Below are 23,090 nucleotides of genomic sequence, written 5' to 3' on the forward strand. Positions count from 1 at the left end.
CCGCCAGCGTTCGTCCTGAGCCAGGATCAAACTCTCCAATAAGATTGTTTGACTTGCTCATAATTTAATGTCTTTTTATAAAAGACTAAAAGTTAAAACGTTGACGTTTTTGTTTGTTTAGTTTTCAAAGAGCAATTATTTTGTCGATTATTGACGACTTAGTAATATTATCAAAAACTTTTTTAAAAGTCAATACTCTTTTAAAATTTATTTTTATAAGAATGTGTTGCCTCAACAGCGACGTTTATTAATATATCACTATAGAAAATAAAACGCAAGTATTTTTTTACCTTTTTTAAACCGATGCGTAATAACTGTCGTTCAATAATGATAAAGTAACGACTGCAAAAAAAACCATTTTCTTTACTATACCCAGCTAGTAGGTACTTTATAAAGAAAATGGCCTATTATTGTTCTTTACTTATGACGCATTAACGGGAATAACAATACATCACGAATTGATGGGGAATTTGTTAAAAGCATAACTAGACGGTCAATACCGATTCCTAGGCCTCCAGTTGGCGGCATTCCATATTCTAATGCTTCAATAAAGTCATCATCCATCATATGAGCCTCATCATTTCCTTGCTCACGTTCTTTTAATTGTGCTTCAAAGCGTTCACGCTGATCTATCGGATCGTTTAACTCAGTAAAGGCATTCGCATGCTCACGGCCAACGATAAACAACTCGAACCGATCAGTAAAACGTGGGTCCTCATCATTTTTCTTAGCAAGAGGTGAAATTTCAACAGGATGTCCAAAGATAAACGTAGGCTGAATTAATTTATCCTCGACCCGTTGCTCGAAGAATTCATTAATGATATGACCATATTCCATCGTATCTTTGATTTCAATATTATTTTCCTTCGCCAATTGCTTAGCCTCTTCAACAGTCGTTACATTCCAGAAATCTACTCCTGTATATTCCTTAATTGCATCAACCATATGAAGTCTCTTCCACTGCGGTGTTAAGTCTACTTCATAATCACCGTATTGGACCTTAGTTGTTCCTAATACCTCTTGCGCTACATGGGCAACAAGGTTCTCTGTTAAAGCCATAATATCACGATAATCAGCATATGCTTCATATAGTTCAATCATCGTAAACTCAGGGTTATGTCTTGTAGAAACACCCTCATTACGGAATACACGTCCAATTTCATATACCTTTTCAAGTCCCCCTACAATGAGACGCTTCAAATGAAGTTCAATGGCTATCCGCATAAATAATTGCATATCTAATGCATTGTGATGTGTGATAAACGGACGAGCTGCAGCACCCCCTGCAATAGCATGCATCATTGGAGTTTCCACTTCTAAATAACCATTTTGATCAAGGTAGTTGCGGATGGAACGAATAATGCGGCTTCTTGATACAAATGTCTCCTTGCTCTCTTGACTCATAATCAAATCTAGATAACGCTGACGGTAGCGCTGTTCAACATCCTTTAAACCATGGAATTTATCCGGTAGAGGACGTAAAGATTTAGTAAGCAGCTCAAAATTGTTTGCTTTAATGGATAATTCCCCGACTTTTGTTTTGAAGAGCTTACCGGTGATTCCAACAATATCTCCTAGATCAGCGATATTAAAAATCTCATATTGCTCTTCCCCAACTGCATCCTGTCGAACATAGATTTGAATTTGTCCACTTAAATCTTGAATATGAGCAAAACCAGCTTTACCCTTTCCGCGCTTTGTCATTATACGGCCGGCAATGGTAACCGAAACATCTTTTTCATCTATTACTTCCTTTTCAAGCGCCTCATATTGCTCGATTAATTCTAAAGCAAGATGAGTACGTTCAAATCGTTTACCGAACGGATCTAAGCCTTTATCACGTAATTGAGCCAGCTTCTCCCTTCTAACTTGCAACTGGTCATTTAATTCTTCATGACTCATTTTGTTCATCTCCTATATTGAATCTGTTTATGTGAGTGTTTATCTGTATCAGCTCATTTTTGCATACTATACCATTTTACACAAACTATCGCTATCATAAAAGTTTTAATGGAAAACTTCTTAAATAAAAGCATTAAATGGCGAAACATATAAGCTAAAATCAAAAAAACTACCGGCTTTAAATCCCGGCAGTTTTCCTGTATTACTATTTTTTACTTCTATGTTTACTATTACCCTACTTGTTTTTTCATTTCTATTCTTTCATCTAGAACAAGGCTATTTAACAAAGTAACCATTTCTTCTCTTGTATTACATTCGTTTATCCCATTTCTAATAGGTCCGCTTCCTTGTATTCCCTTTAAATACCATGCTGCATGTTTACGCATTTCCCTTACCGCGATATGCTCATTTTTCAAATCTATTAATCGATCAAGGTGGAGAATACATACATCAATCTTCTCACGAGCAGATGGTTCACTCATTAACTCCCCTGTTTCCAGGTATTTCACCGTACGATAAATCATCCATGGATTTCCTAATGCAGCTCTACCGATCATAACGCCGTCACAGCCAGTTTCATCAAGCATGCGTTTAGCATCCTGTGGAGTTAGAACATCGCCGTTCCCGATAATCGGAATAGTAACTGATTGTTTTACTTCACGGATAATATCCCAGTTTGATGTGCCCTCGTACATTTGCACACGAGTACGGCCATGTAAGGATACAGCACTTCCTCCGGCACGTTCTATCGCCTGGGCATTTTGTACCGCATAAATATGATCTTCGTCCCAGCCCATGCGCATTTTGACTGTTACAGGCTTATCAACGGCATCAACTACAGCTGCAACCATTTCATAGATTTTATTTGGGTCAAGGAGCCACTTTGCTCCTGCATCAACCTTTGTAATTTTCGGAACCGGACAGCCCATATTAATATCAATAATATCGGCATTTGTATTCTCATCAACGAATTTTGCAGCTGCAACAAGCGACTCTTTTTCGCCACCAAATATTTGCAGGCTAAGAGGTTTTTCACCTTCATCAATATATAACATATTCATTGTTCTTTCATTTTTATAAAGAATCCCTTTATCACTAACCATTTCAGCACAAACTAATCCTGCACCAAACTCTTTAACTGTTAAGCGAAAAGCGGAATTGCAAACACCAGCCATCGGAGCTAATACAACTGGGTTCTTCATAACAATGTCGCCTATTTTTAACATGTATTACCTCCTGTTGAATACTTCTAGACTGATTGATTTTCCTCGAGTGGTCTTAATTCATTACTGCTTATATTAAGTGCATCGGCTATTCTAACAATAATCTCTTGAGAGGGCATTCTGTTTCCTCTCTCAATTTCCCCTAAGACCGAAACTGATACACCTAATTCCTTTGCAAAACTCTCCTGCGTAAACCCCTTTAGTTTTCGAAAAGCGCGAATACGTCTTCCCCATTTTTCTCTTTCCATACTCGTACCCCTTCTTTGTCAGATAAGTGATCTGCTATTTTACATAAAGGCTGTTTCAAGGTCGGAAGCATGATGTTGGGGGAGATTTCAAGTAATGGAATAATAACAAAGGACCTTTCATGCATACGTGGATGCGGTACAATAAGCATCTCAGAAGTAATATTTTCGTCATTATACAAAAGAATGTCAAGGTCAATTGTTCTAGGACCCCACCTAATTTCCCTTTTTCTCCCAAGCTCTTTTTCTGTTTGCAAACAAGCTTCCAACAATTGATAAGGCGACAGCGAAGTCTTCACTTGAACTGCCATGTTTAAAAATAAATCCTGCTCCTCATATCCAACTGGATCTGTTTCATAAATGGAAGAAACATTTACCACTTCAATCGGGTAGTCATTTTGCAGCCTCTTCAGTGCTTCTTCAAGGTTTTTTATTCTATTTCCCATATTGGTTCCCAGGGAAAGAAAGGCTGTGTGATTCATATTATGGTCGACTCCTTGTAATTTCGACTGCAACGGATTCATAATGACCTGGAATTGGAGGATTAGGCTTGATTACTTTTACCGTGACCGAAGATACCTTCATAAATTGCAGCAAAGTTTCTTGTGCAATTTTTTCCGCTACAGCTTCAATGAGCTTGAAAGGCTTTCCTTCAACAATTGATTTACATACCTCAAACAAGTCAACATAACTAATTGATTCCTCAAGATTATCTGTTTGACCAGCCTGCTTCAGGTCTGTCTGTACCTTCAAGTCTACAAGAAATTTTTGGCCTAGCGTTGTCTCCTCTGGCAATACTCCGTGGTAACCATAGAATTCCATTTTATTAAGATAAATTGTATCCAACTACATCTACCTTCCCCATCATGGCATCCATCATTTTAGCCATTCTGCTGATTTCTTTTACATCATGAACACGGAAAATCTGGCAGCCCTTTTGGATACCAAAACATACAGCAGCACCGGTTCCCTCCACACGCTCATCTACAGGAAGATTTAAAACTCCCCCAATCATACGCTTACGGGATGGACCTAAAAGCACCGGATATCCCAATGCAACAAGCTTATCCAAGTTTCGCATCATCTCAAGGTCTTTTTGCATATCCTTAGCAAAACCAATTCCTGGATCTAAAATGATATTTTCATCCTTGACCCCGGCTTTTTTCGCAATTGAGATGCTTTCAAAGATATCATTCAAGCAATCCCGGAAAAAGGATTGATAGTTTACATTATCACGATTATGCTGAAGAATAATCGGAACTGCGAGTTCTGCTGCTACACCGGCCATATCAGGGTCTGCTTTTGCTCCCCAGATATCATTGATGATATGGGCACCTGCTTTGATAGACTCCTTTGCTGTTTCAGCTTTAAAGGTATCGATGGATAAGGGCACTGGGACAGCTTTTGAAATGGCCTCAATGACCGGAATGACACGCTCCAATTCTTCCTGAGCCGAAATAGGGGTATAGCCAGGTCTTGTGGACTCTCCTCCAATATCGATAATATCTGCTCCATTCTCAACCATTTCATTGGCACGCTCAACTGCACGATCAATTTCGTTGTATTTACCTCCATCTGAAAAGGAATCCGGAGTGACATTCAATACGCCCATTATCAGTGATTTCTTTCCGTAATCAAGCGTAAATGAACCACATCGAATCGTCTTATTAGACATATAAACACCTCTATAACATGAATATTCATAATATATTGCTTAATAGTGAGATTTGTTATAATAAAAATCTTCTCTCCTTTTATGATATTATAACCGTGAGAAAAAGAAAAATCAGCCTTTTTAAAGAACGATTCCCTAATAATTCGTTCATTTTTGTCGTTATATGACATTTAGTGTAAAAGCCCATGGAGAATCGCATGTGAAACGTACTATAGCTAAAGTATGTCATAGGCCGTTATTCATAAGAACTTTTATATAAAAAAAAGGGGCTTCCCACGAAAGGACAGCCCCTTTATCTTTAAATTATTCAGCATCAAATTGATATAGTGCAGTACTTAAATAACGTTCACCATTATCAGGGATGATTGCTACAACTTTTTTACCTTTACCAAGCTTTTTCCCAATTTCTAAAGCAGCGTGGATCGCAGCTCCAGCTGAAATTCCGCCTAAGATACCCTCTTGTTGTCCAGCACGGCGTGCAGCTGAGAATGCTTCCTCTGTAGAAACTTTGATGATTTCTTCATAAATTCCAGTATTTAATACTTCAGGAACAAAGCCTGCACCAATACCTTGAATTTTATGAGGACCTGGTTTTCCACCAGATAGAACTGGTGAATCAACTGGTTCTACTGCATAAATTTTGATATCTTTATATTTTTCTTTTAACACTTCACCAGCACCAGTGATTGTACCACCTGTTCCTATTCCGGCAACAAATGCGTCTAATTGATCACCGAACTGCTCAACTAGCTCTTTACCAGTTGTATTTCTGTGAATTTCTGGGTTTGCCTCGTTTTCAAACTGCTGTGGTAAGAAGTAACCATGCTTTTCAGCAAGCTCATTTGCTTTTCCGATAGCACCCTTCATACCTTCAGGTCCTGGTGTTAACACAAGCTCTGCTCCATATGCACGAAGAAGATTACGACGCTCTAAGCTCATTGTCTCAGGCATTACTAGAATTGCTTTATAGCCTTTAGCTGCAGCAACCCATGCTAAACCAATTCCTGTATTTCCGCTTGTAGGTTCAATGATTGTATCGCCTTGCTTTAATTTACCACTAGCTTCAGCAGCTTCGATCATTGCTAATGCGATACGATCCTTTACACTGCTTCCAGGGTTCATATACTCTAATTTCAAATACACATCTGCACTATTTTCGTCCACAATGTGGTTTAATTTCACAACTGGTGTTTGACCAATTAATTCTGTTATAGAATTTGCAATACGTACCATTCTTAAGCACCCTTTCATATCCCGAGTAGTTTTATTGGATTAATTAATTTAAATTTAACCCCATTTACACTAAATGTCAACTACTTTTATCGGAATTATATAACTTTTTAAAGAAAGCTCCTTCAACAGGATAAGCTTAAACCGCTTCTTGCTTTAATGCCTCAAGATCTTCAGCCGTGTACAGGTACTTTTCATTACAAAAATGACAATGCGCTTCCGCATGCCCGTCTGTTTCAATCATATCCTGGATTTCTTCTTTACCCAGTCCAATGATCGCATCGCCAAATCGCTCCTTTGAGCATGTACATGTGAAAGAAACCGGCATTTTTTCAAGAAACTTTATATTTTCATTACCTAAAATTTCAGTTAACAATTCTTCAGGTGTCAATCCCTTTTCAATTTGCTTTGATACAGGAGGAATCTCTGACAAACGCTTTTCGATTTGACTTATGGTTTGATCGGCTGTACCCGGCATTAATTGAATGATAAAACCACCGGCAGCTAAGATGGAATTGTCAGGGTTTACGAGGACTCCAACTCCAACCGCAGATGGAACCTGCTCTGATGAGGAAAAGTAATAAGTAAAGTCCTCTCCTAATTCACCTGATACAATTGGTACCTGCCCTGTGAAAAAATCACGCATGCCAATATCCTTTATTACGGTCAAGGAACCGGTTGTTCCAACAGCTCTTCTCACATCTAACTTCCCATGCTCGTTTAAATCAAAGTGGACTTGCGGGTTAGCTACATAGCCCCGTACTTCTCCTTTTGCATTTCCATCCACTAAAATATGGCCAATAGGACCATCACCCTCAATTTTTACGGTTAACATTTGCTCATCCGATAACATTGCTCCCATCATTGCGGTTGCTGTTATGGCTCTACCTAATGCAGCAGAGGCCGTTGGCCAAGTATAATGGCGGCGCTGCGCCTCACTTACTGTTTCTGTACTGCGAACAGCATATGCACGCACCTGCCCATCGAAAGCCAGGGCCTTTACTAAATAATCATTCATTCACTTTACTCCTTTTTTCCTTTTAATTTATGTTAGCTATTCTTTAGATTCTCCATATTTCGCTTATAAATAAGTCGTAATCCCTTTAAGGTTAAAAATGGATCAACGATATCAATGACTGTTGATTCTTCAGAAATAAGACCAGCTAATCCACCAGTTGCGATAACTGTTGGGGGCTGCTTGCTTTCAGCCTTCATTCTGTTGACAATCCCTTCCACTTGGCCAACATAACCGTAGAGAATTCCTGACTGCATGGCAGATACCGTATTTTTACCGATAACTCCCTCTGGACGCACAAGCTCAATCCTTGGAAGCTTGGCTGCACGTGTATATAAAGCTTCTGTCGAAATTCCAATTCCCGGTGCAATCGCACCGCCTAAATATTCCTTGTTCTCATTCACATAGCAGTAGGTTGTCGCTGTCCCAAAATCAACAATAATTAAAGGGCTTCCATATTCGTGTATAGCACCAACTGCATTGACAATCCGGTCTGCTCCGACTTCTCTTGGATTTTCATATTTGATGTTTAATCCTGTTTTTACACCCGGACCTACTACTAATGGTTTAATATGAAAGTACTTTTGACACATTCTTTCCAACGCGAACATTATCGGAGGAACCACCGAAGAGATGATAATTCCATCAATGTCGGCAAACTTAAGGTTTACATGATCAAATAAATTCTTAATGACCATTCCATATTCATCTTCTGTTCGATTGCGATGTGTTTCCACCCGCCAATGATGGACTAACTCTTCTCCACTATATACTCCTAAAACAGTATTTGTATTTCCAACGTCAAAAACAAAAATCATTATTATTCACCACATTTTCCTTATGTTCTTTTATTCTGAAAACATCATATCACAATTGTTTATTTAAGCTATACAAAAAGGCGCCCATCTAGGAGCGCCTTTTTTTGAACTTTAAGAACGTTCGTCTGGATTTTCACTCTGCTCAGCAGGTTTTTCAGCATCCAGATTCTTTTCTTCTGTTTTCGTCTCATCATCTTTTTTGCTGATTGTTACTTTTACATTTTCAGTAGAAGCATCAACCACTTTTCTATCAGGTAGTGTTCCATGATCAGCTAGATGTTTGATTTGTTCAGCATCCAATGTCTCCACTTCAAGTAAAGTATTAGCAATGACGTTCAGTTTATCACGGTTTTCTGTAAGTATCTTTCTGGCCTTTTCATAGCACTCTTTTATAATACGTTGTATTTCAAGGTCAATTTCATATGCAATGGCATCTGAATAGTTTTGTTCATTATGGAAGTCACGTCCTAAGAATACTTGACCACCTTGAGATTGTCCAAATTGAAGAGGACCCAGCTTATCACTCATACCAAACTCTGTTACCATTCTGCGCGCAATTCCAGTTGCACGCTGGAAGTCATTATGAGCACCAGTACTTACTTCACCAAATACGATTTCTTCTGAAACGCGGCCGCCAAGAAGACCCGTAATCTTATCCAGTAATTCAGGTTTTGTCATAAAGTAACGGTCTTCCTTAGGAAGCATAACAGCGTAGCCTCCCGCTTGACCACGAGGAACGATCGTCACTTTATGAACGATGTCTGCATCATCTAGGATTAATCCAATAACTGTATGCCCAGCTTCATGGAAAGCAACAATGTTTCGTTCCTTTTCGGAAATAATCCGGCTCTTTTTCGCAGGTCCTGCAATAACCCGGTCTGTTGCTTCATCAATATCTAACATATCAATTTTCTTTTTATCGCGGCGCGCTGCCACTAACGCTGCTTCATTTAAAAGGTTTTCCAGGTCTGCACCTGAGAAGCCAGGTGTACGCTGGGCAATTGCCTTTAGGTTAACATCTTCAGCTAAAGGTTTATTACGAGCATGTACCTTCAATACCGCTTCACGACCTTTAACATCTGGGCGGTCAACCGTGATTTGACGGTCAAAGCGTCCAGGACGTAATAAAGCCGGATCTAGAATATCAGCACGGTTTGTTGCAGCAATAATAATGATTCCCTCATTACCACCAAACCCGTCCATTTCAACAAGCAATTGGTTTAATGTCTGCTCACGTTCGTCATGGCCTCCGCCAAGTCCGGCACCACGCTGACGTCCTACAGCATCAATTTCATCAATAAAAATAATACAAGGAGCATTTTTCTTCGCAGTTTCAAACAAATCACGAACACGTGAAGCCCCTACCCCTACGAACATTTCAACAAAGTCCGAACCACTAATGGAGAAGAAAGGAACTCCCGCTTCTCCCGCTGTTGCACGAGCAAGCAATGTTTTACCTGTACCAGGAGGTCCTACAAGTAGTACCCCTTTCGGAATTCTAGCACCAAGTTCAACAAACTTTCTTGGGTCCTTTAAAAATTCGACCACTTCAACAAGCTCTTGCTTTTCCTCATCTGCACCTGCTACATCTTTAAAGCGAACCTTTTTCTTATCTTCACTATAAAGCTTCGCTTTGCTCTTACCAAAATTCATTACCCGGCTTCCACCGCCTTGGGCTTGATTCAGCAAGAAGAAAAATAAGATGAAGATGATAACAAATGGAATAATCGAAGTAAAGAACGTTACCCATCCGCTTGTTTCCTTGGCTGGCATTTTTTCAAGCTTGAGGTCAGCCTCAGCAGCCATCGCATTGATTCGTTCAACCTCACTGTCTGTATTCGATACATAAGTGATAAAGTACTTGCCTTCTTCGTATCCCTTAAGCTGACCACGTACTTCAAGGACCCCACGCTCAGGCTGCGTTGTTAGCGATGTTACATCACCATTCTCAAGATGCTCCATAAACGTATCATACGTTATATTATCTGTAGGTTGATTACCACTATTAAAGAAACTTACTACACCTATAATGACTAGAAAAATTAATAAATAAAAGATGGTATTACGGAAAATCCGATTCATCCCTTGCCTCCTCCCACGGTCAACAAACTATAGTGTATAGTACCATAGAAAATCATGGTAATACAAGAAATTACACTTTTAACTCCACTTACTACTGTTGATATATCAAATATATATAAATAAAATTTGTTACCCATTAATTACTGTATACATGGGGCTTTAACACACCTATATACGGAAGGTTTCGATATTTTTCTGCATAGTCCAAACCATAGCCGACAACAAATGCATCAGGAACAATAAATCCTACATAATCTGCCTTGATATCTGCTTTACGTCCAGTTGGTTTATCGAGCAATGTAACAATTTTTACTGACTTGGCCTTACGGTAATGGAATAATTCAGCTAAATAGCTTAATGTTAGTCCGCTATCAATAATATCCTCAATAATCAGTACATCACGGCCTTCAACCGATGCATCTAAGTCCTTTATGATTTTTACTTCTCCTGAGGAAACCGTAGAGCTTCCATAGCTTGAAACATCCATGAAGTCCATTTCAAGATGGGTATCAACTCGCTTTAAAAGGTCGCCCATAAACAGCATAGCTCCCTTAAGAACACCAATCGCGAGGGGGAATTTATCCTGATAATCCTCTGTTATTTGCGCTCCTAATTCTTTTACCTTATTTTGAATTTCTTCTTCGGATATTAATACACTTTCAATATCATTTCTCATGTTTAGTATGCCCCCTAGATGATCATTACATAATAAAATATCTCTATCATTCCATTAGTCAGCCTTTATCAAAAGTTTTCTCCATTCAATATTTGTTTATCCAAGCCCTTTTGATAAAAGCTTATTCATTTTGCCTTTTATATGTAATAAGAATATATTTCATATCCTCATTATCCACCATCGACTCTTTGCATTTTTTCAATCCCGGCAGCCAGAGGATCTTGTTTTGTCCATCTGTTATGACCGGCCAACTATCTCTTTCATCAGTTGGTATTTTCTGATCGATAAAAATACTTTTAATCTTTCTTGTCCCTTCCATACCCTTCAGACTCATTCTGTCTCCTGGTAATCTTGTTCTAATAATAATTGGAAGCGGTACAGCATTTGCATGTAAAAGAATAGCATCCTTTGAGCTTTCCACTCGATTAGTATATTCTAGTGAAACAGTGTCACCATTTGGCAGTGAATATACTCCCGGCTGACCTATTTTAATATAGAAGCCTTCCTTGCTTTCAGTATTGAAATCAAAGTGACATAGCCGGTAAGAACGTCTAACCTTCAAACTGGATGGAAAGTCCAAACTACCAGAAGGATTGTTTCCTTCAATAAGTGAAAATATTTGATCAATATGTACAGCAGATAAGGATGCTGGCCTTTTTTTGTATAGATAGTTTAATATTAGTTGAATGCCTCTCCTTTGTAAAGAAATTGGCATTGCTTGGAAAGCATCTAAATCAATGGTTATTTTATTATCTTGTTTCACTTTCCATACGGTATTCATTTTTTTAATCGTAAATTCCTGCAGAAGCTCTTCATCCTGCCGGAGTTCCTCACTAAATCGTTGGAATTGCTCATGAACCTGTTCGTTTTCCCTTTTTAAAAATGGAACAACATGATTCCGAAACCTATTTCGAAGATAGACGTCTTTTTCATTACTGGGGTCTCGACGAGGATTTAACTCATGCTCCAAGCAATATTGCTCAATTTCCTTTCGGCTTAAGCATAAGAACGGCCTGACAATATAGCCTTCCTTAAAGGGTCTCATAAAGGGAATACCTGCTCTGGATGACCCGGAACTTCCGCGCGTTAATCGCATTAAGATGGTTTCAATTTGATCATCACCATGGTGAGCCAATGCTGCATATGTTAGTTGATGCTCATTCATCACTTCAGCAAAGAACTCATAACGGCACTCTCTTGAGGACACTTGAGAACTTTTTCCCGTTTTTTCAATATACTCCGGAACATTAATCCTCTTCATTAAAAAGGGTATTTGGCGGGTTTCGCAGAACTGTTGAACAAATTTTGCTTCATTATAGGATTCCATCCCCCTAAACATGTGGTCCACATGGGCCACAACTAGATAAAAATCCTGCTGCTTCTGTTTTTCCCATAATAGATGTAATAGAGCTAAGGAATCCGGTCCTCCTGATACGCCAACAAGAATTCTTTTTCCAGCGAGTGTAAACTGATGATGTTTTAAAAAATGGTCCACTTTCTCTTCTATCATTTCGTGTTCTTCCCTACCACTAATATCGTACTGAAATTCTACAATCCTTATAATAACAAGCATACCATTTTTCTAAGCGGTAACCAAAGGACAAACCTTATAAATTTTCCCTTTTCTAATGGAAATGCCATTCATACCAACTTTTTCATACTTTTAGCTATATTAATTGACCAAATATATAGAACGCATAAAATAGTAGAATGACCATAGTCAGTATAAGGGTTTCAACAAACCCGCCCTTTTTCTGCCTTTTTTGCTGTAATTGTCGACTGGCACTCACTCTTCCCGCCTGTTGTGTTTGTCTAGTCATTGTTTGACGATTCCCGTAGTTCTTAGTATTCGATTGTCGAGTTGCTGTTCGACTGTTTCCGTTATGACGACTGGTGCTCTTTATTAAATCATTGCGCATTTCCTCAGCAGACTGATATCGGCCTTCAAGTGCTTGGATAATAACCCCTTCAAACTTGTGTAAAGCCTTACTTTGTTTCACTTGGTTACGAAGCTGCAAGATTCCGCCGGTGGTTTTCGTAAATCTTTTTGGATAAGCCGTATGAATTATAATCATGGCAACTGCAAATAAATCGTAGCCAGGATCAGCCTTCCTTGAGCCAAGTCCCCAATAACCCCTGTCATAGAATTCCGTGAACTCCTTTATAGCTCTTCCTTTTATCGTCGTTCCGCCAACATCTATACAGCGTATCCTTGGTGAAGGCCCTGTTACTATTAAGTTCTCAGGCTTAAGATCACCAAAAACCCAGCCATTACAATGGAGCTTCTCTAGGTCAGATAAAAGCTGCAATAGTAAAACAGGAAGCCAGGACGGTCCTTTCTGTTCAATAAAGTCCATAAAGCCCGGCCCTTGTATATACTCCATAACATAAAATGAAATTTGTCCATTGTTATGCTCCCAGTCATCTACATCAAGCAAAGAAGGTCCAAGGGCAGATCCCTGGACCTTTGCAAAGGATTTAAGCACGTTTACTTCTGAAGTAATAGACATCCCGTTATCGCTCATTTTAAGCGCAACGTATTCATGATGCCGCCTAGCAAGGTACACGATACCGTTGGCCCCAAAGCCCAATTCCTTCAATATGGTATAACGTTCCTTATGCCATTTGCCTTGAATGATTGTCCCAGGTTTCACGTTACACTGATTCTTCATAGAATGATTCATCATCACGAGAAAGCAGACTCCTTAGAGAACGTTTTTTCTTGAAATATTGCAGTGCTTCATTTATTGCTGGTCCTGTTGGCGTAATTCCTCCTGTTGTTAACTTTGAAAATACACCTGTCAATGACTCTAGCCGCGGCGTCCAATCTAAAAGTTTATCTACTTCATTCTTTTTCCCGGGAAATACGAACACTGAAAACCGATTTTCTCCAGACCTTGCATTTAAGCTTAAAGAAAGGTCAAGAAGAGCTTCTTTAACAGTTGGCAGCTTCTGTTTCATGCTTGCACTAGTATCTACAAGGATGAGGACTTCGAGTTCAACTGTTTCTCCAAGCTCGTCTACTACCTCCATCACCTCTCCCCTTTTTTCCGGAGGGAGATCCTCTAATGTATGTGAGCGCCCCAGTATTTGCTGGAGCTCCTTATTTACGACCCCTTGAAGAGTTTGTGTCATCGCCTTTCTTGTCACCATTTGTACAGTTTGAGAAAGTTTATGGGCATAGACAACCTGACTGACCCCGCCTCCAGCTAACGAAATGCCTTCAATTTCTTTTAGCCCCTGTTCATCGATTACATCCTGATCCATTACTCCGATTACATTTACCGTAATCCCCTGCTCCTTGGCAAGTGCGGCCATTGCAATAGGATCATCTCCTTGATTTGAGCAACCATCCGTTATCAGTAGTATTTGCTTTAACGTACCTGTTTTCATCAAGTCCCCTCCAAATCTGAAATGTTACCATTTTCGACGATAAGAAGGGAATTTATACATAGAGTTCAGAATTGCCCGTAGACTAAAATGGCCGGTAGCGACTCAAGCTTTTGCTTGAATCACTACCGGCCATTTATCGCCATACAGATGATAAAATACATTTTGTCCATTAATTAGCCTTTTGTTTAAATTGAGGAACAGGAATGGATGCCCATTTCGGTGTATTGTGTTTGATTTTCGCTACAACAACGGTCATATCATCCTCAATAAAGCCTGATCTTGACCTGATGACCTCTTCCATAATAACATCCGCTACCCCTTGCGGCTCTTCTGTCTTTAATTCTTTTATTTTCCGTTTCATCCACAAATCGTAGTTTTCCACGTGCTTCGGACCCTCAAACACGCCATCGCTCATCATTATGAGAAGATCACCGGCCCTTAGTTGTTCACTGACAACATCAACCTCAAAGTCCTCAATGATACCCATTGGCAGGTTACTTGCCTGTATTTTTATTACCTTATTGCCTCTTTTAATAAAGCTAGGTGTGGAACCGATTTTTAGGAATTTCGCCGATGCATTTTGTAAATCTACCATTGCTAAATCAAGTGTAGAAAAAATCTCATCTGTCGTCCGCAATGACAGAACTGAATTTACTGATTTAATTGCAACCCTTTCTTCTATTCCGGATTGCAGGATTTTTTGCAGAAGCTGAAGCGTCTCCTGGCTTTCAATATGGGCGCGCTCTCCATTACCCATTCCATCACTGATTGCAACCGCATACTTTCCGCAGCCAAGCTCCGTTGTTGAATAGCTATCGCCTGAAATCAAGCCGCCATCCTTTGCAGCATGCGCAACCCCAGTCTCTACCGAATAGGCCTTTGCTGAGCGGAATGTTACATGGCAGAAGTCATTTCCAAACGGTGAATATTCCTCTGAGTTTACAATAATGGTTTCACCCAATATATCAGATAATATTGGTGCAATAAGCTTTTCACACTCCCCATGCCCCTGGTAATCCGGTATCGTCATATCAATATCTACATTCCCTTGCTCAAGACTGTAAATTTCTACTTGTTCGATCTCAATACCAAAGTCCTGCATGGCCTCGAGAATAAGCTCCTCCTGCTTATGATGATTTTCCCTTTCCCGCTGTATTTCCTTCGCAAAGTTACCCATAATTTCAGACACGCCTAATAACTGATCGGCCACCAGTTTTCTAGATTCCTTGACCTGTCTCTTTAGCTTTTGATTAGCTTGATAATAGGTTAATTCCTGCTGCATTGCTTCCACAACCTTTTTCGGCTTAACACAGTGAATCCCCCAGTCCCGGAATAATTTTTGTGACACTTCTCCTCCTTTTTGCTCCATATCAAGCATAATTTCCTTCATAAAGTCATATGTTTCATTAAAGTTTCTTGTCCAGCATTGTTCCTTCCGATGACAAAGCTGGCATGTTTTTTCTGTAACATTACTTAAGAAATAATCAAGCTCCCGATCTGTATCATCCCATTCTGTCGGTTCACTCTGATGATTAAAGCTATTAGAAAGTGCCTGAAATACATGAGAAAACTGAGCTACTCTTTGCGAGGTCACATCCCTCATCTTTCTCATATATTGCTGCTGCTCCTGTGAGTGCTCTAGTGTACCCGGGATATATTTTGCTAGTTTAGCAGTGAATGATTTAGGGGTTAAGATTAATAATAGTACAGCTGCAGTTGATTCGATAAGTGTATTTACTAAGGCGGCATTGCCGTCACCATACATACCGATTAGTAGAGTTGCAATTAATAATCCGATCGAGACACCAATTTTTTTCCCTTCTTTTAACAAACCTCCGAGCAGGCCAGAAAATGCTAATAGACTCATATGAGAGAAGCTGGCAACACTGGCAAGACTAAATATTAGGCCTGTCACCACTCCGACAGTTGATCCAACCGTTGCACCAGCTACAAAGGCAAATAACAGCACAAGGTACCTCGACAATACATGGTCAATAGAAATGTCATAGATGGTCCAGCCGATGGTCCCGGTCATGACAGATGCCAAAAGTATAATTAAGCAGACAATTTCCTCCGTCTTTAATGATTGTCTGCGTTTCGAAATAGATAATAACGGAAGTCCTTGTAAAAAGATAAGTGTTAAAATAAAGCCCAAACTTGATTCCACACCTGCCATCATTAATTCATACAAGGTAAACTTACCTGAAACAATGTAGCCTTGTGCAAGACTGCCGGCAAGCAAAACAAAAAATACATAAAAAGGAATGAGTTTCACTTCATTTTTCAGCCATTTTTTCGTAGCTTTATAGGAAACTAAAAATAGCACCGTCATTGCAAAAGTGGAGACTGCGTCAGTTATAGAAAGAGTAGCTGCTCCTCCAATAAGGCCGATCAAGGCTAATGGTGCTCGATCCTTTCTAACGAGATATACAGCAGCAAAAAAAGGAACACTAAATGGAGTTAATTGGGCTAAGATTAATGAACGTCCAAGTAAAAAACCTATCAATAAGAGGATATAGCCCTTTTTGAGAAAAAGGGTCTCCAGCTTTGCTTGAAAGTTAGTAAAGGGATTTGCAAACTTCAATTTAGCTTTCGCAAAGTTAACATCCCTGATTGGATCCATGAAATTCCGCTCCACCTTTTCCACGCAGCTTCACTCCCTGCCTAAGTATTTTAAACTCATTATATAGACGAGAGATTTAGAAGTTTGTCAAAATGGAGGACAAGCCCCTTTTTTTCGTTCGACTCATTTCCGCTAAAAGTCTAAAAATAACAGGAGAACCATGTACAATAGGCACAATGGAATAACGGAAATTTACGTCATGATAAAAAATCCTGTCTTTTTGTGTGACAGGACTTTTGTGTGTTCTAAATAGATAAGAGGCTATAATAATAAAAAAGGCAAACCCAATAAGTGGATTTGCCTGTATATAGGGAATTCGAACGATACCCTGCTATTGTATAGTAAATCAGCAGCAAGTTACCCTCTTCTTGCGCCTCTTCCTCCACGCTTGGATTCAGTGTGACGCTTTAGAGAAGATAACCGATCTTCACTATCCTTTAAAAATCTTGCCATTTTAGACTCAAAATTCTCTTTAGGAGCTCGGTGATTATCATTGGATCTTCCTTGACCATGACGCGGACGTCCAGAGTGACCTCCTCTTGAATCGCTTCTGTCCCCTCTGTCTCCCCTGTCATTTCTCATCGGTCTATCCGGTCTGCTAGGTCTTTCTGTTCTTTCAGGTCTGTCTACAGCCTTTTTAATTGAAAGACCGATCTTCCCGTCCTTTTCCACATTAATAACCTTAACCTCGACTACATCCCCGACTTTAAGATGGTCATTAATATCCTTAACATAGTTATCTGCGACCTCACTAATGTGAACAAGACCGGTTGAGCCTTCCGGCAGCTCCACAAATGCTCCAAAATTAGTAATTCCTGTTACCTTTCCCTGTAACTTGCTGCCTACTTCGATTGACATAAAAAGAAATTTCCTCCTTAAAAATATGCAAAATCATACTTATATTATATTATACAAAATAGAAAGAAAGAGTGCAATAAAGCCTCAGTTGGTTGTTTTTGCCTTTTCCTGCTTCTCCGTTTCCGGGAGAGTGAATATTATCTCATTGTCCTCAGAAAGGAAGTATTCGCTTCTAGCCAATTTAGCGATGTATTCGTCATCCTTTAATTTTATTATCTCTTCTTTTAGAAGCTCTTCATCATGTTGATAGGAGGCAAGCTCTTTTTGCAGCTGCTTTTTCTCCTCCGCCTTTTCTGCCAGCACTGAGTTTTGTGAAATGAGTGTCGAGATCATCAAATAAGCTGTAGTGATAGCAAGTGCGAAGAAAACAGATAACCGTCTGTATAAAACCCTTTTTCGTCTTGCTGTACTGATTTGACTCTCCTCTTGTTGTAATGCATAGTTCGTTTGTAGTTTAGCAATATTGCGTTCCTTGATGGCACCCACTTCCGCAACCCTCCTTACTTATTGCCTTTTTTGCCATTTCTCCAATTTTCTATCACATTTATTATAGTATTCTTTATTGTTCTCAATTTTCCTGCCAATTCATTATATAACTTCTCGACTGATTTTTTAAGAGGTTTGGGGAATAGTTTCCAAAAAAGTAACAATATCCATTTTATTGGCATAAATAGCACTCTTACTATAAAAACCAGACACTTCCATATCGTCTTTAGTAAAATTAATAAACCCTTGCCAATCATGATAATGGTCGTAATAAGCGTACTGATGAGAGCCAGAATGGGCTTGTAAATAAAAATACGGAAAAGCTTTACGATAAAACGAGAAACTGCTATAACGAACGAAATGAACCATTCCAAACACTTTAAGTATATATGTTTACATAGACTTTGGTAAGCTGCAAAACCACATAATAATGCAAGAAAGATATAAAATCGTAATTCTCCCTGGTTTACATGAAATAATACATAAAAAATAAATAAACCTTGAAAGGTCCAAAATAAAATATCATTAATGAATATAAGCCAGCTCTTTCTTTTACTTCTCTGCAGGAACCGATTGTATGTATCAAGAGCAGCTCCAAAAAAAGTCCCCATGCCGATCATGGCCAGCATAGTCATGAATTGTGTAGTCAGTGTCATCGAAATAACTTGCTAAAGAATCCTTTAGCCTTATCTCCATGAGGTTCGTCAATGTAAACCAGATCAAATACCTTTCCCTTTATCGATACAATGCCTTTGTCTACATCAAGGTTTTTCATTTGCAGGTTTTCCCCTTTAATAGCCAAAAATCCCATGACAGTTTCTAATAGAAACTCCTCGTTATCAAAACTTTCCACCTGTTTAACACCCGTAATATCAAGCAATCTTCTTCCTCTCATGATTACATCATGTTCCTGGACAGTCCCTTTAGACGTATTACTATCGTAATATTGACTCATTCCCATCCCCCACAATCTTTTTGTACAACCTTTTTGTACATGTTTATGAAAGAATGGGGGATTTAGAACATGAAAAGCGGAAGCGGCTTGTCCAGACCCGACAGGCATAAGATGGGACGGGGAGAAGGTTGTTCTTTAACCTTCTCATCGTCACAGCTTATGACCCCGAGGGTCTAGCCGCTGGAGCTGGATCGTTGAAAAGCGGAGACGCCTTGCCCAGCCGCGACAAGCTTAAGACGGTCCGGGGAGGAGGTTTGCCCTTTAACCTCATCACCGGAACGGCTTAAGACCTCGAGCGGCTAGGCGTCGGAGCTGGATCATTGAAAAGCGGAAGCGGCTTGCCCAGAATGGACAAGCCGCTTCAAATGGTTTAATTATTAAAACTCCTCTGGAATTCTCTCATCCTTAATCGTTGTGTACATTCCTGCAGCTTCTTCTTTTTTTGTTGTCTCCTGAAGCTTTTCAATCTTGACTGTTACAACTCTTTGGCCAAATCGTACCGTTAACTCATCTCCGACCTTAACATTTGTACTGGCCTTTGCCTGAATGCCGTTAATCATGATACGACCCTGATCAGAGACCTCCTTTGCCAATGTCCTTCTTTTTATCAATCTCGATACCTTTAAAAACTTATCTAAACGCATATTAACACTTCCTTCTTATAATCCGGCCTTTTTCGCTTCTTCCCAAAAGCGATCAAGCTCCTCCAGTCGATAATCTGTAAATGGTTTACCGCTCGCCTCTACTTTTTCCTCTATATATTGAAAACGGCGAATAAACTTCTGATTTGTCATAAATAAGGCTTCATCAGGGTTAATGTCGTAAAAACGAGCAATATTTACAAGGGCAAACAGAATATCGCCAAATTCTTTTACAGCTTGTTCAGTATTGCTATCCTTGATTTCCTGTTCAAATTCCCCAATCTCCTCTTTCAGCTTTTCCCATGCCCCGCTAACATCCGGCCAATCAAAGCCAACCTTAGCGGCCTTTTTCTGAAGCTCAAAGGAACGTAGAATCGTCGGCAGTGAGGTTCCTACCTCACCCAGGATAGAGGTAATCTGTTCACCCTTTTCTTCCTGCTTTATTTCCTGCCAATTCTTCACAACATCCTCTGCTGTTTCAGCTATCCTATCTCCAAAGACATGCGGATGGCGGCGTACCATTTTGGCTGAGAGCCCTTCAATCACATCATCAATCGAAAAATAACCATCATCCTCACCGATTTGGGCATGAAGAAGAACCTGCAATAACACATCACCTAGCTCTTCAATGAGATGATCGATATCCTTTTCCTGAATGGCCTCAATCACTTCGTAAGATTCTTCAATTAGATACTTTTTCAAGGATTCATGTGTCTGCTTCAAATCCCAAGGACATCCGTTTGGCCCCCGCAGTTCAGCAATAATGGCCCTCAGCTTGTTAAAGTCCTTATAAAGAACCGTTTCCTCTGTAACAGGTGGAATATAGACGGAGGTTAAATTACTTAACTCCGTTTCACGGTCAAGCTCGACTAGTTGAACCTTTCGGATACTTTCTTCCTTGCTTCCTGCCGCTGTTACTATGTATACATCATAATCATACGGAAGTCTTTCCATAAAGGTAAGCTTCACATTTGATGCCATAAAGGAATCATAGACCTGACCGATCAGCATATGCTGCCTCAGCTGAATTTCTTCAAGCCGTAAATCCGTTGCATCCAATAATTGAAAGCCTTCGATCGGGTCAATATGCAGAGCTGTAAAAATATCATCTAAGAAGCTTTGTCCACCTATTACTTCAAGTGCAATGCCGGCTTCCTTTCCTCTGTTCAATAAAAGCTGAACCGTTCTTTCTGCTACAAGAGGATGTCCCGGAACACCATAAATCACCTCTTCGAAATTCTCCATAGATAGTAAGGTATCACAAATTTCCTCATAAACAGCTTCAAACTGCTCATTTTTCTCATAGATGGAGTCAAAGGATTGATAGTGGAATCCCTCCTTCTCTAATTCAGCCACAACCGGATGCTCCTTTGTCCGTAAAAAAACAGGCTTCCCACTTTTGAGCAATTTATAGACACCTAATGGAATTTGGTTAAGATCACCAGCACCGAGGCCGACTATATACATTTTCTTCATACCTTCATTCTCTCCTTTTTCTCTTAGGTAAGAACATGATCAGCTTACTTCCAAACGGTAATAAGGAAAGCTCACTTTCTTTAAATACATTTGACCTTAGTATCATCACCAAATAAGTAAATCCTCCAAGGATAACTGCACTTAATGCTTGAATACTGGCTATCATTCTATCTGAAATTCTCAGCTGATACGTAATATTAGTCAAATATAAATAAACGTTCAATACAATTAGCATACAGATACCCGCCGCAAGAACCACCATATAGAAGTATTTATCAATAATGAATTCTCCCATAATTGTATGTAGCTTAACCATAAATACGACCAAAATCATTGTTAAAGTGACCACCGAAGCAATGGCTGCCCCCATTGTCCCAAGCTGTGGTACGAGCAGAAGGTTCAATAGATACTTAATCAAAAATCCTCCAATAATCGTAACAGCGGGGAATATAATAAAGCCTAACCCCTGTAAAATGGCAGTTACCGTCATGATTATAGAGCCAAGGAGAATTAAGGCACCTAAAACAGCTAATACATCTGAGCCCGCTGTATTCTCAAACAGCATCATATTTGTCGGCCTTATGATGCCCCACAATCCCATTGTTGCCCCAACCCCGACCAATATACTTGATTTTAACGCCAATTGAATCTTCTCTTTAAGGACACCGGCATTGTTCTGCATTTTTTCCTTTGTAATGAGCGGCACCAGTGATAATGACATGGATGTCGCAACAACCGTCCCAAGCTGAATTAACGGCTGACCGCGGTCATACACACCTTTTAGCTCCTTTGCCTGCTGGCTAGCTGTACCCGCGTCGACAAGCAAGGAAAACAGGTTTAGTGAATCTGCCAATTGAAGCAATATGAGAAGCATACTGCTGATGCAAATAGGTAAGGCATTTAAGGTAAATGCTTTTATGATTCTTCCACTTTGACTAAACACATCTGCATTTGGGTGTAAAGGTTGATTTTTGCGAATGCGGAGCCAAAAAATGAATAGGATAAGTGCCGCTGTTATTCCTCCTGTAATGGAACCAATAACCGCTCCACTGCCAACGGTATATAAAGAATACTGAAAATGTACAAGGTAGACTGCTGAAACCAGTATGGTAACTACCCTGATAAACTGCTCACTCACCTGCGAAACAGCGGTAGGAAGCATATATCCGGAGCCTTGAAAAAAGCCCCTGAAGAGAGAAATAATCGGCATGATTAAAAAGATAAAGGCATTTAATCGCAATAACCCAGCAAGCTGTGAATCATTCATATAACGTGCTAACCAATCTGCTCCTGTATATAGAAACAAAAAGCAGAGGATACCAAATCCAAATAAAAAGAACAAGGATACGAGGAACAACTGTCTTATATTACTTTGTTCCTCCTTCATGACTTCTTCGGCATACAATTTGGAAATGACAACTGGAAATCCATATGTAGACAAAACAACTGCAATTCCATAAAAGGGGTATACCTGCTGGTAAATATAAAATCCAACATCCCCGACAATATTTTGAAAGGGGACCCGATAAAAGGCACTTAATATTTTTGTAAAAAGTGCACCCATTGTTAAGATTAGTGTTCCCCTAAATAAGTACTTTCCTTGATCCTTGGGCTGCATTGCCCATCTCCCTCCGATCAAATTTGGCCATCGAATTTCCGTCTGTATTTAAATCAATTCTACTTAATAAAAATTCCCTTTAGAAAAACTGAGACTTCCACCTTAGGCTAACGTCATTCATTAAGTTAAATTCGTCTGTAATTATAGCATATTTTCCCTTTAGAATCGCTTGTC

General features: G+C 39.6%; 22 protein-coding genes and 1 pseudogene. All 23 read right to left on the reverse strand.

What is annotated here, in order from left to right; genetic code table 11:
* Positions 1-417: 417 nt before the first annotated feature.
* The 23 genes and pseudogenes from lysS to ACHUFV_RS26340 all read right to left on the reverse strand — a co-directional run bounded on the left by lysS (position 418) and on the right by ACHUFV_RS26340 (position 22,916).
* Positions 418-1,911, reverse strand: coding sequence for a lysine--tRNA ligase (gene lysS, locus ACHUFV_RS26230; RefSeq protein ID WP_394239395.1), 1,494 nt, complete (start codon positions 1,909-1,911; stop codon positions 418-420).
* 221 nt (positions 1,912-2,132) lie between these two features.
* Complete coding sequence (gene dusB / locus ACHUFV_RS26235; RefSeq protein WP_394239396.1) at positions 2,133-3,128, reverse strand: tRNA dihydrouridine synthase DusB; 996 nt, start codon at positions 3,126-3,128, stop codon at positions 2,133-2,135.
* A gap of 23 nt (positions 3,129-3,151) precedes the next feature.
* Positions 3,152-3,373: a helix-turn-helix domain-containing protein gene (locus tag ACHUFV_RS26240; RefSeq protein ID WP_394239397.1), complete on the reverse strand. Its 222-nt coding sequence runs from the start codon at positions 3,371-3,373 to the stop codon at positions 3,152-3,154.
* The gene (gene folK, locus ACHUFV_RS26245; protein ID WP_394239398.1) at positions 3,325-3,852 is read right to left on the reverse strand and encodes a 2-amino-4-hydroxy-6-hydroxymethyldihydropteridine diphosphokinase; all 528 of its coding nucleotides are present in this window, start codon (positions 3,850-3,852) and stop codon (positions 3,325-3,327) included. The genes ACHUFV_RS26240 and folK overlap by 49 nt, the downstream gene beginning before the upstream one ends.
* 1 nt (position 3,853) lies before the next feature.
* Positions 3,854-4,216, reverse strand: coding sequence for a dihydroneopterin aldolase (folB, locus tag ACHUFV_RS26250; protein ID WP_394239399.1), 363 nt, complete (start codon positions 4,214-4,216; stop codon positions 3,854-3,856).
* Positions 4,197-5,045 (reverse strand): dihydropteroate synthase, encoded by an 849-nt coding sequence (gene folP, locus ACHUFV_RS26255; protein ID WP_394239400.1) that lies wholly within the window; start codon positions 5,043-5,045, stop codon positions 4,197-4,199. The genes folB and folP overlap by 20 nt, the downstream gene beginning before the upstream one ends.
* A 303-nt stretch (positions 5,046-5,348) precedes the next feature.
* Positions 5,349-6,278, reverse strand: a complete 930-nt coding sequence (cysK, locus tag ACHUFV_RS26260) for a cysteine synthase A (RefSeq protein ID WP_394239401.1) — start codon at positions 6,276-6,278, stop codon at positions 5,349-5,351.
* 136 nt (positions 6,279-6,414) lie between these two features.
* Positions 6,415-7,293: an Hsp33 family molecular chaperone HslO gene (gene hslO, locus ACHUFV_RS26265; RefSeq protein WP_394239402.1), complete on the reverse strand. Its 879-nt coding sequence runs from the start codon at positions 7,291-7,293 to the stop codon at positions 6,415-6,417.
* Between the two features lie 32 nt (positions 7,294-7,325).
* Positions 7,326-8,108, reverse strand: coding sequence for a type III pantothenate kinase (locus ACHUFV_RS26270; protein WP_394239403.1), 783 nt, complete (start codon positions 8,106-8,108; stop codon positions 7,326-7,328).
* Positions 8,109-8,219: 111 nt separating this feature from the next.
* Positions 8,220-10,190, reverse strand: coding sequence for an ATP-dependent zinc metalloprotease FtsH (ftsH, locus tag ACHUFV_RS26275; protein ID WP_394239404.1), 1,971 nt, complete (start codon positions 10,188-10,190; stop codon positions 8,220-8,222).
* 136 nt (positions 10,191-10,326) lie between these two features.
* Entirely contained in the window at positions 10,327-10,866 is a 540-nt protein-coding gene (hpt, locus tag ACHUFV_RS26280; RefSeq protein WP_394239405.1) for a hypoxanthine phosphoribosyltransferase, read from the reverse strand.
* 121 nt (positions 10,867-10,987) lie between these two features.
* Positions 10,988-12,376, reverse strand: coding sequence for a tRNA lysidine(34) synthetase TilS (tilS, locus tag ACHUFV_RS26285; protein WP_394239406.1), 1,389 nt, complete (start codon positions 12,374-12,376; stop codon positions 10,988-10,990).
* Positions 12,377-12,533: 157 nt separating this feature from the next.
* On the reverse strand, positions 12,534-13,553 hold the full coding sequence (locus ACHUFV_RS26290) for a protein kinase domain-containing protein (RefSeq protein ID WP_394239440.1): 1,020 nt from the start codon (positions 13,551-13,553) through the stop codon (positions 12,534-12,536).
* Positions 13,522-14,259: a vWA domain-containing protein gene (locus tag ACHUFV_RS26295; RefSeq protein WP_394239407.1), complete on the reverse strand. Its 738-nt coding sequence runs from the start codon at positions 14,257-14,259 to the stop codon at positions 13,522-13,524. Before ACHUFV_RS26295 ends, ACHUFV_RS26290 begins: the two co-directional genes overlap by 32 nt.
* Positions 14,260-14,428: 169 nt before the next feature.
* Complete coding sequence (gene spoIIE, locus ACHUFV_RS26300; RefSeq protein ID WP_394239408.1) at positions 14,429-16,906, reverse strand: stage II sporulation protein E; 2,478 nt, start codon at positions 16,904-16,906, stop codon at positions 14,429-14,431.
* Positions 16,907-17,239: 333 nt separating this feature from the next.
* Positions 17,240-17,740 carry a S1 domain-containing RNA-binding protein gene (locus ACHUFV_RS26305; protein ID WP_394239409.1) on the reverse strand — a complete coding sequence of 167 codons (501 nt, stop codon included), beginning with the start codon at positions 17,738-17,740 and terminating at the stop codon, positions 17,240-17,242.
* Between the two features lie 84 nt (positions 17,741-17,824).
* Complete coding sequence (locus tag ACHUFV_RS26310; protein ID WP_394239410.1) at positions 17,825-18,226, reverse strand: FtsB family cell division protein; 402 nt, start codon at positions 18,224-18,226, stop codon at positions 17,825-17,827.
* Between the two features lie 126 nt (positions 18,227-18,352).
* The gene (locus tag ACHUFV_RS26315) at positions 18,353-18,595 is read right to left on the reverse strand and encodes a hypothetical protein (RefSeq protein ID WP_394239442.1); all 243 of its coding nucleotides are present in this window, start codon (positions 18,593-18,595) and stop codon (positions 18,353-18,355) included.
* Positions 18,596-18,627: 32 nt separating this feature from the next.
* Positions 18,628-18,882: pseudogene (gene yabQ / locus ACHUFV_RS26320) on the reverse strand (spore cortex biosynthesis protein YabQ); the annotation flags it as partial.
* Entirely contained in the window at positions 18,879-19,181 is a 303-nt protein-coding gene (yabP, locus tag ACHUFV_RS26325) for a sporulation protein YabP (protein ID WP_394239411.1), read from the reverse strand. The pseudogene yabQ and the gene yabP, both read right to left, overlap by 4 nt.
* 377 nt (positions 19,182-19,558) lie before the next feature.
* A complete protein-coding gene (locus ACHUFV_RS26330) occupies positions 19,559-19,825 on the reverse strand; it encodes an RNA-binding S4 domain-containing protein (RefSeq protein WP_394239412.1) in 267 nt (88 codons plus the stop codon).
* Positions 19,826-19,840: 15 nt separating this feature from the next.
* Positions 19,841-21,298 carry a bifunctional methyltransferase/pyrophosphohydrolase YabN gene (yabN, locus tag ACHUFV_RS26335; protein ID WP_394239413.1) on the reverse strand — a complete coding sequence of 486 codons (1,458 nt, stop codon included), beginning with the start codon at positions 21,296-21,298 and terminating at the stop codon, positions 19,841-19,843.
* A gap of 4 nt (positions 21,299-21,302) precedes the next feature.
* Positions 21,303-22,916 (reverse strand): putative polysaccharide biosynthesis protein, encoded by a 1,614-nt coding sequence (locus tag ACHUFV_RS26340; RefSeq protein ID WP_394239414.1) that lies wholly within the window; start codon positions 22,914-22,916, stop codon positions 21,303-21,305.
* Positions 22,917-23,090: the final 174 nt, after the last annotated feature.

This window comes from Niallia oryzisoli (assembly GCF_043641075.1).
GTDB lineage: Bacteria > Bacillota > Bacilli > Bacillales > Cytobacillaceae > Bacillus_BD > Bacillus_BD oryzisoli_A.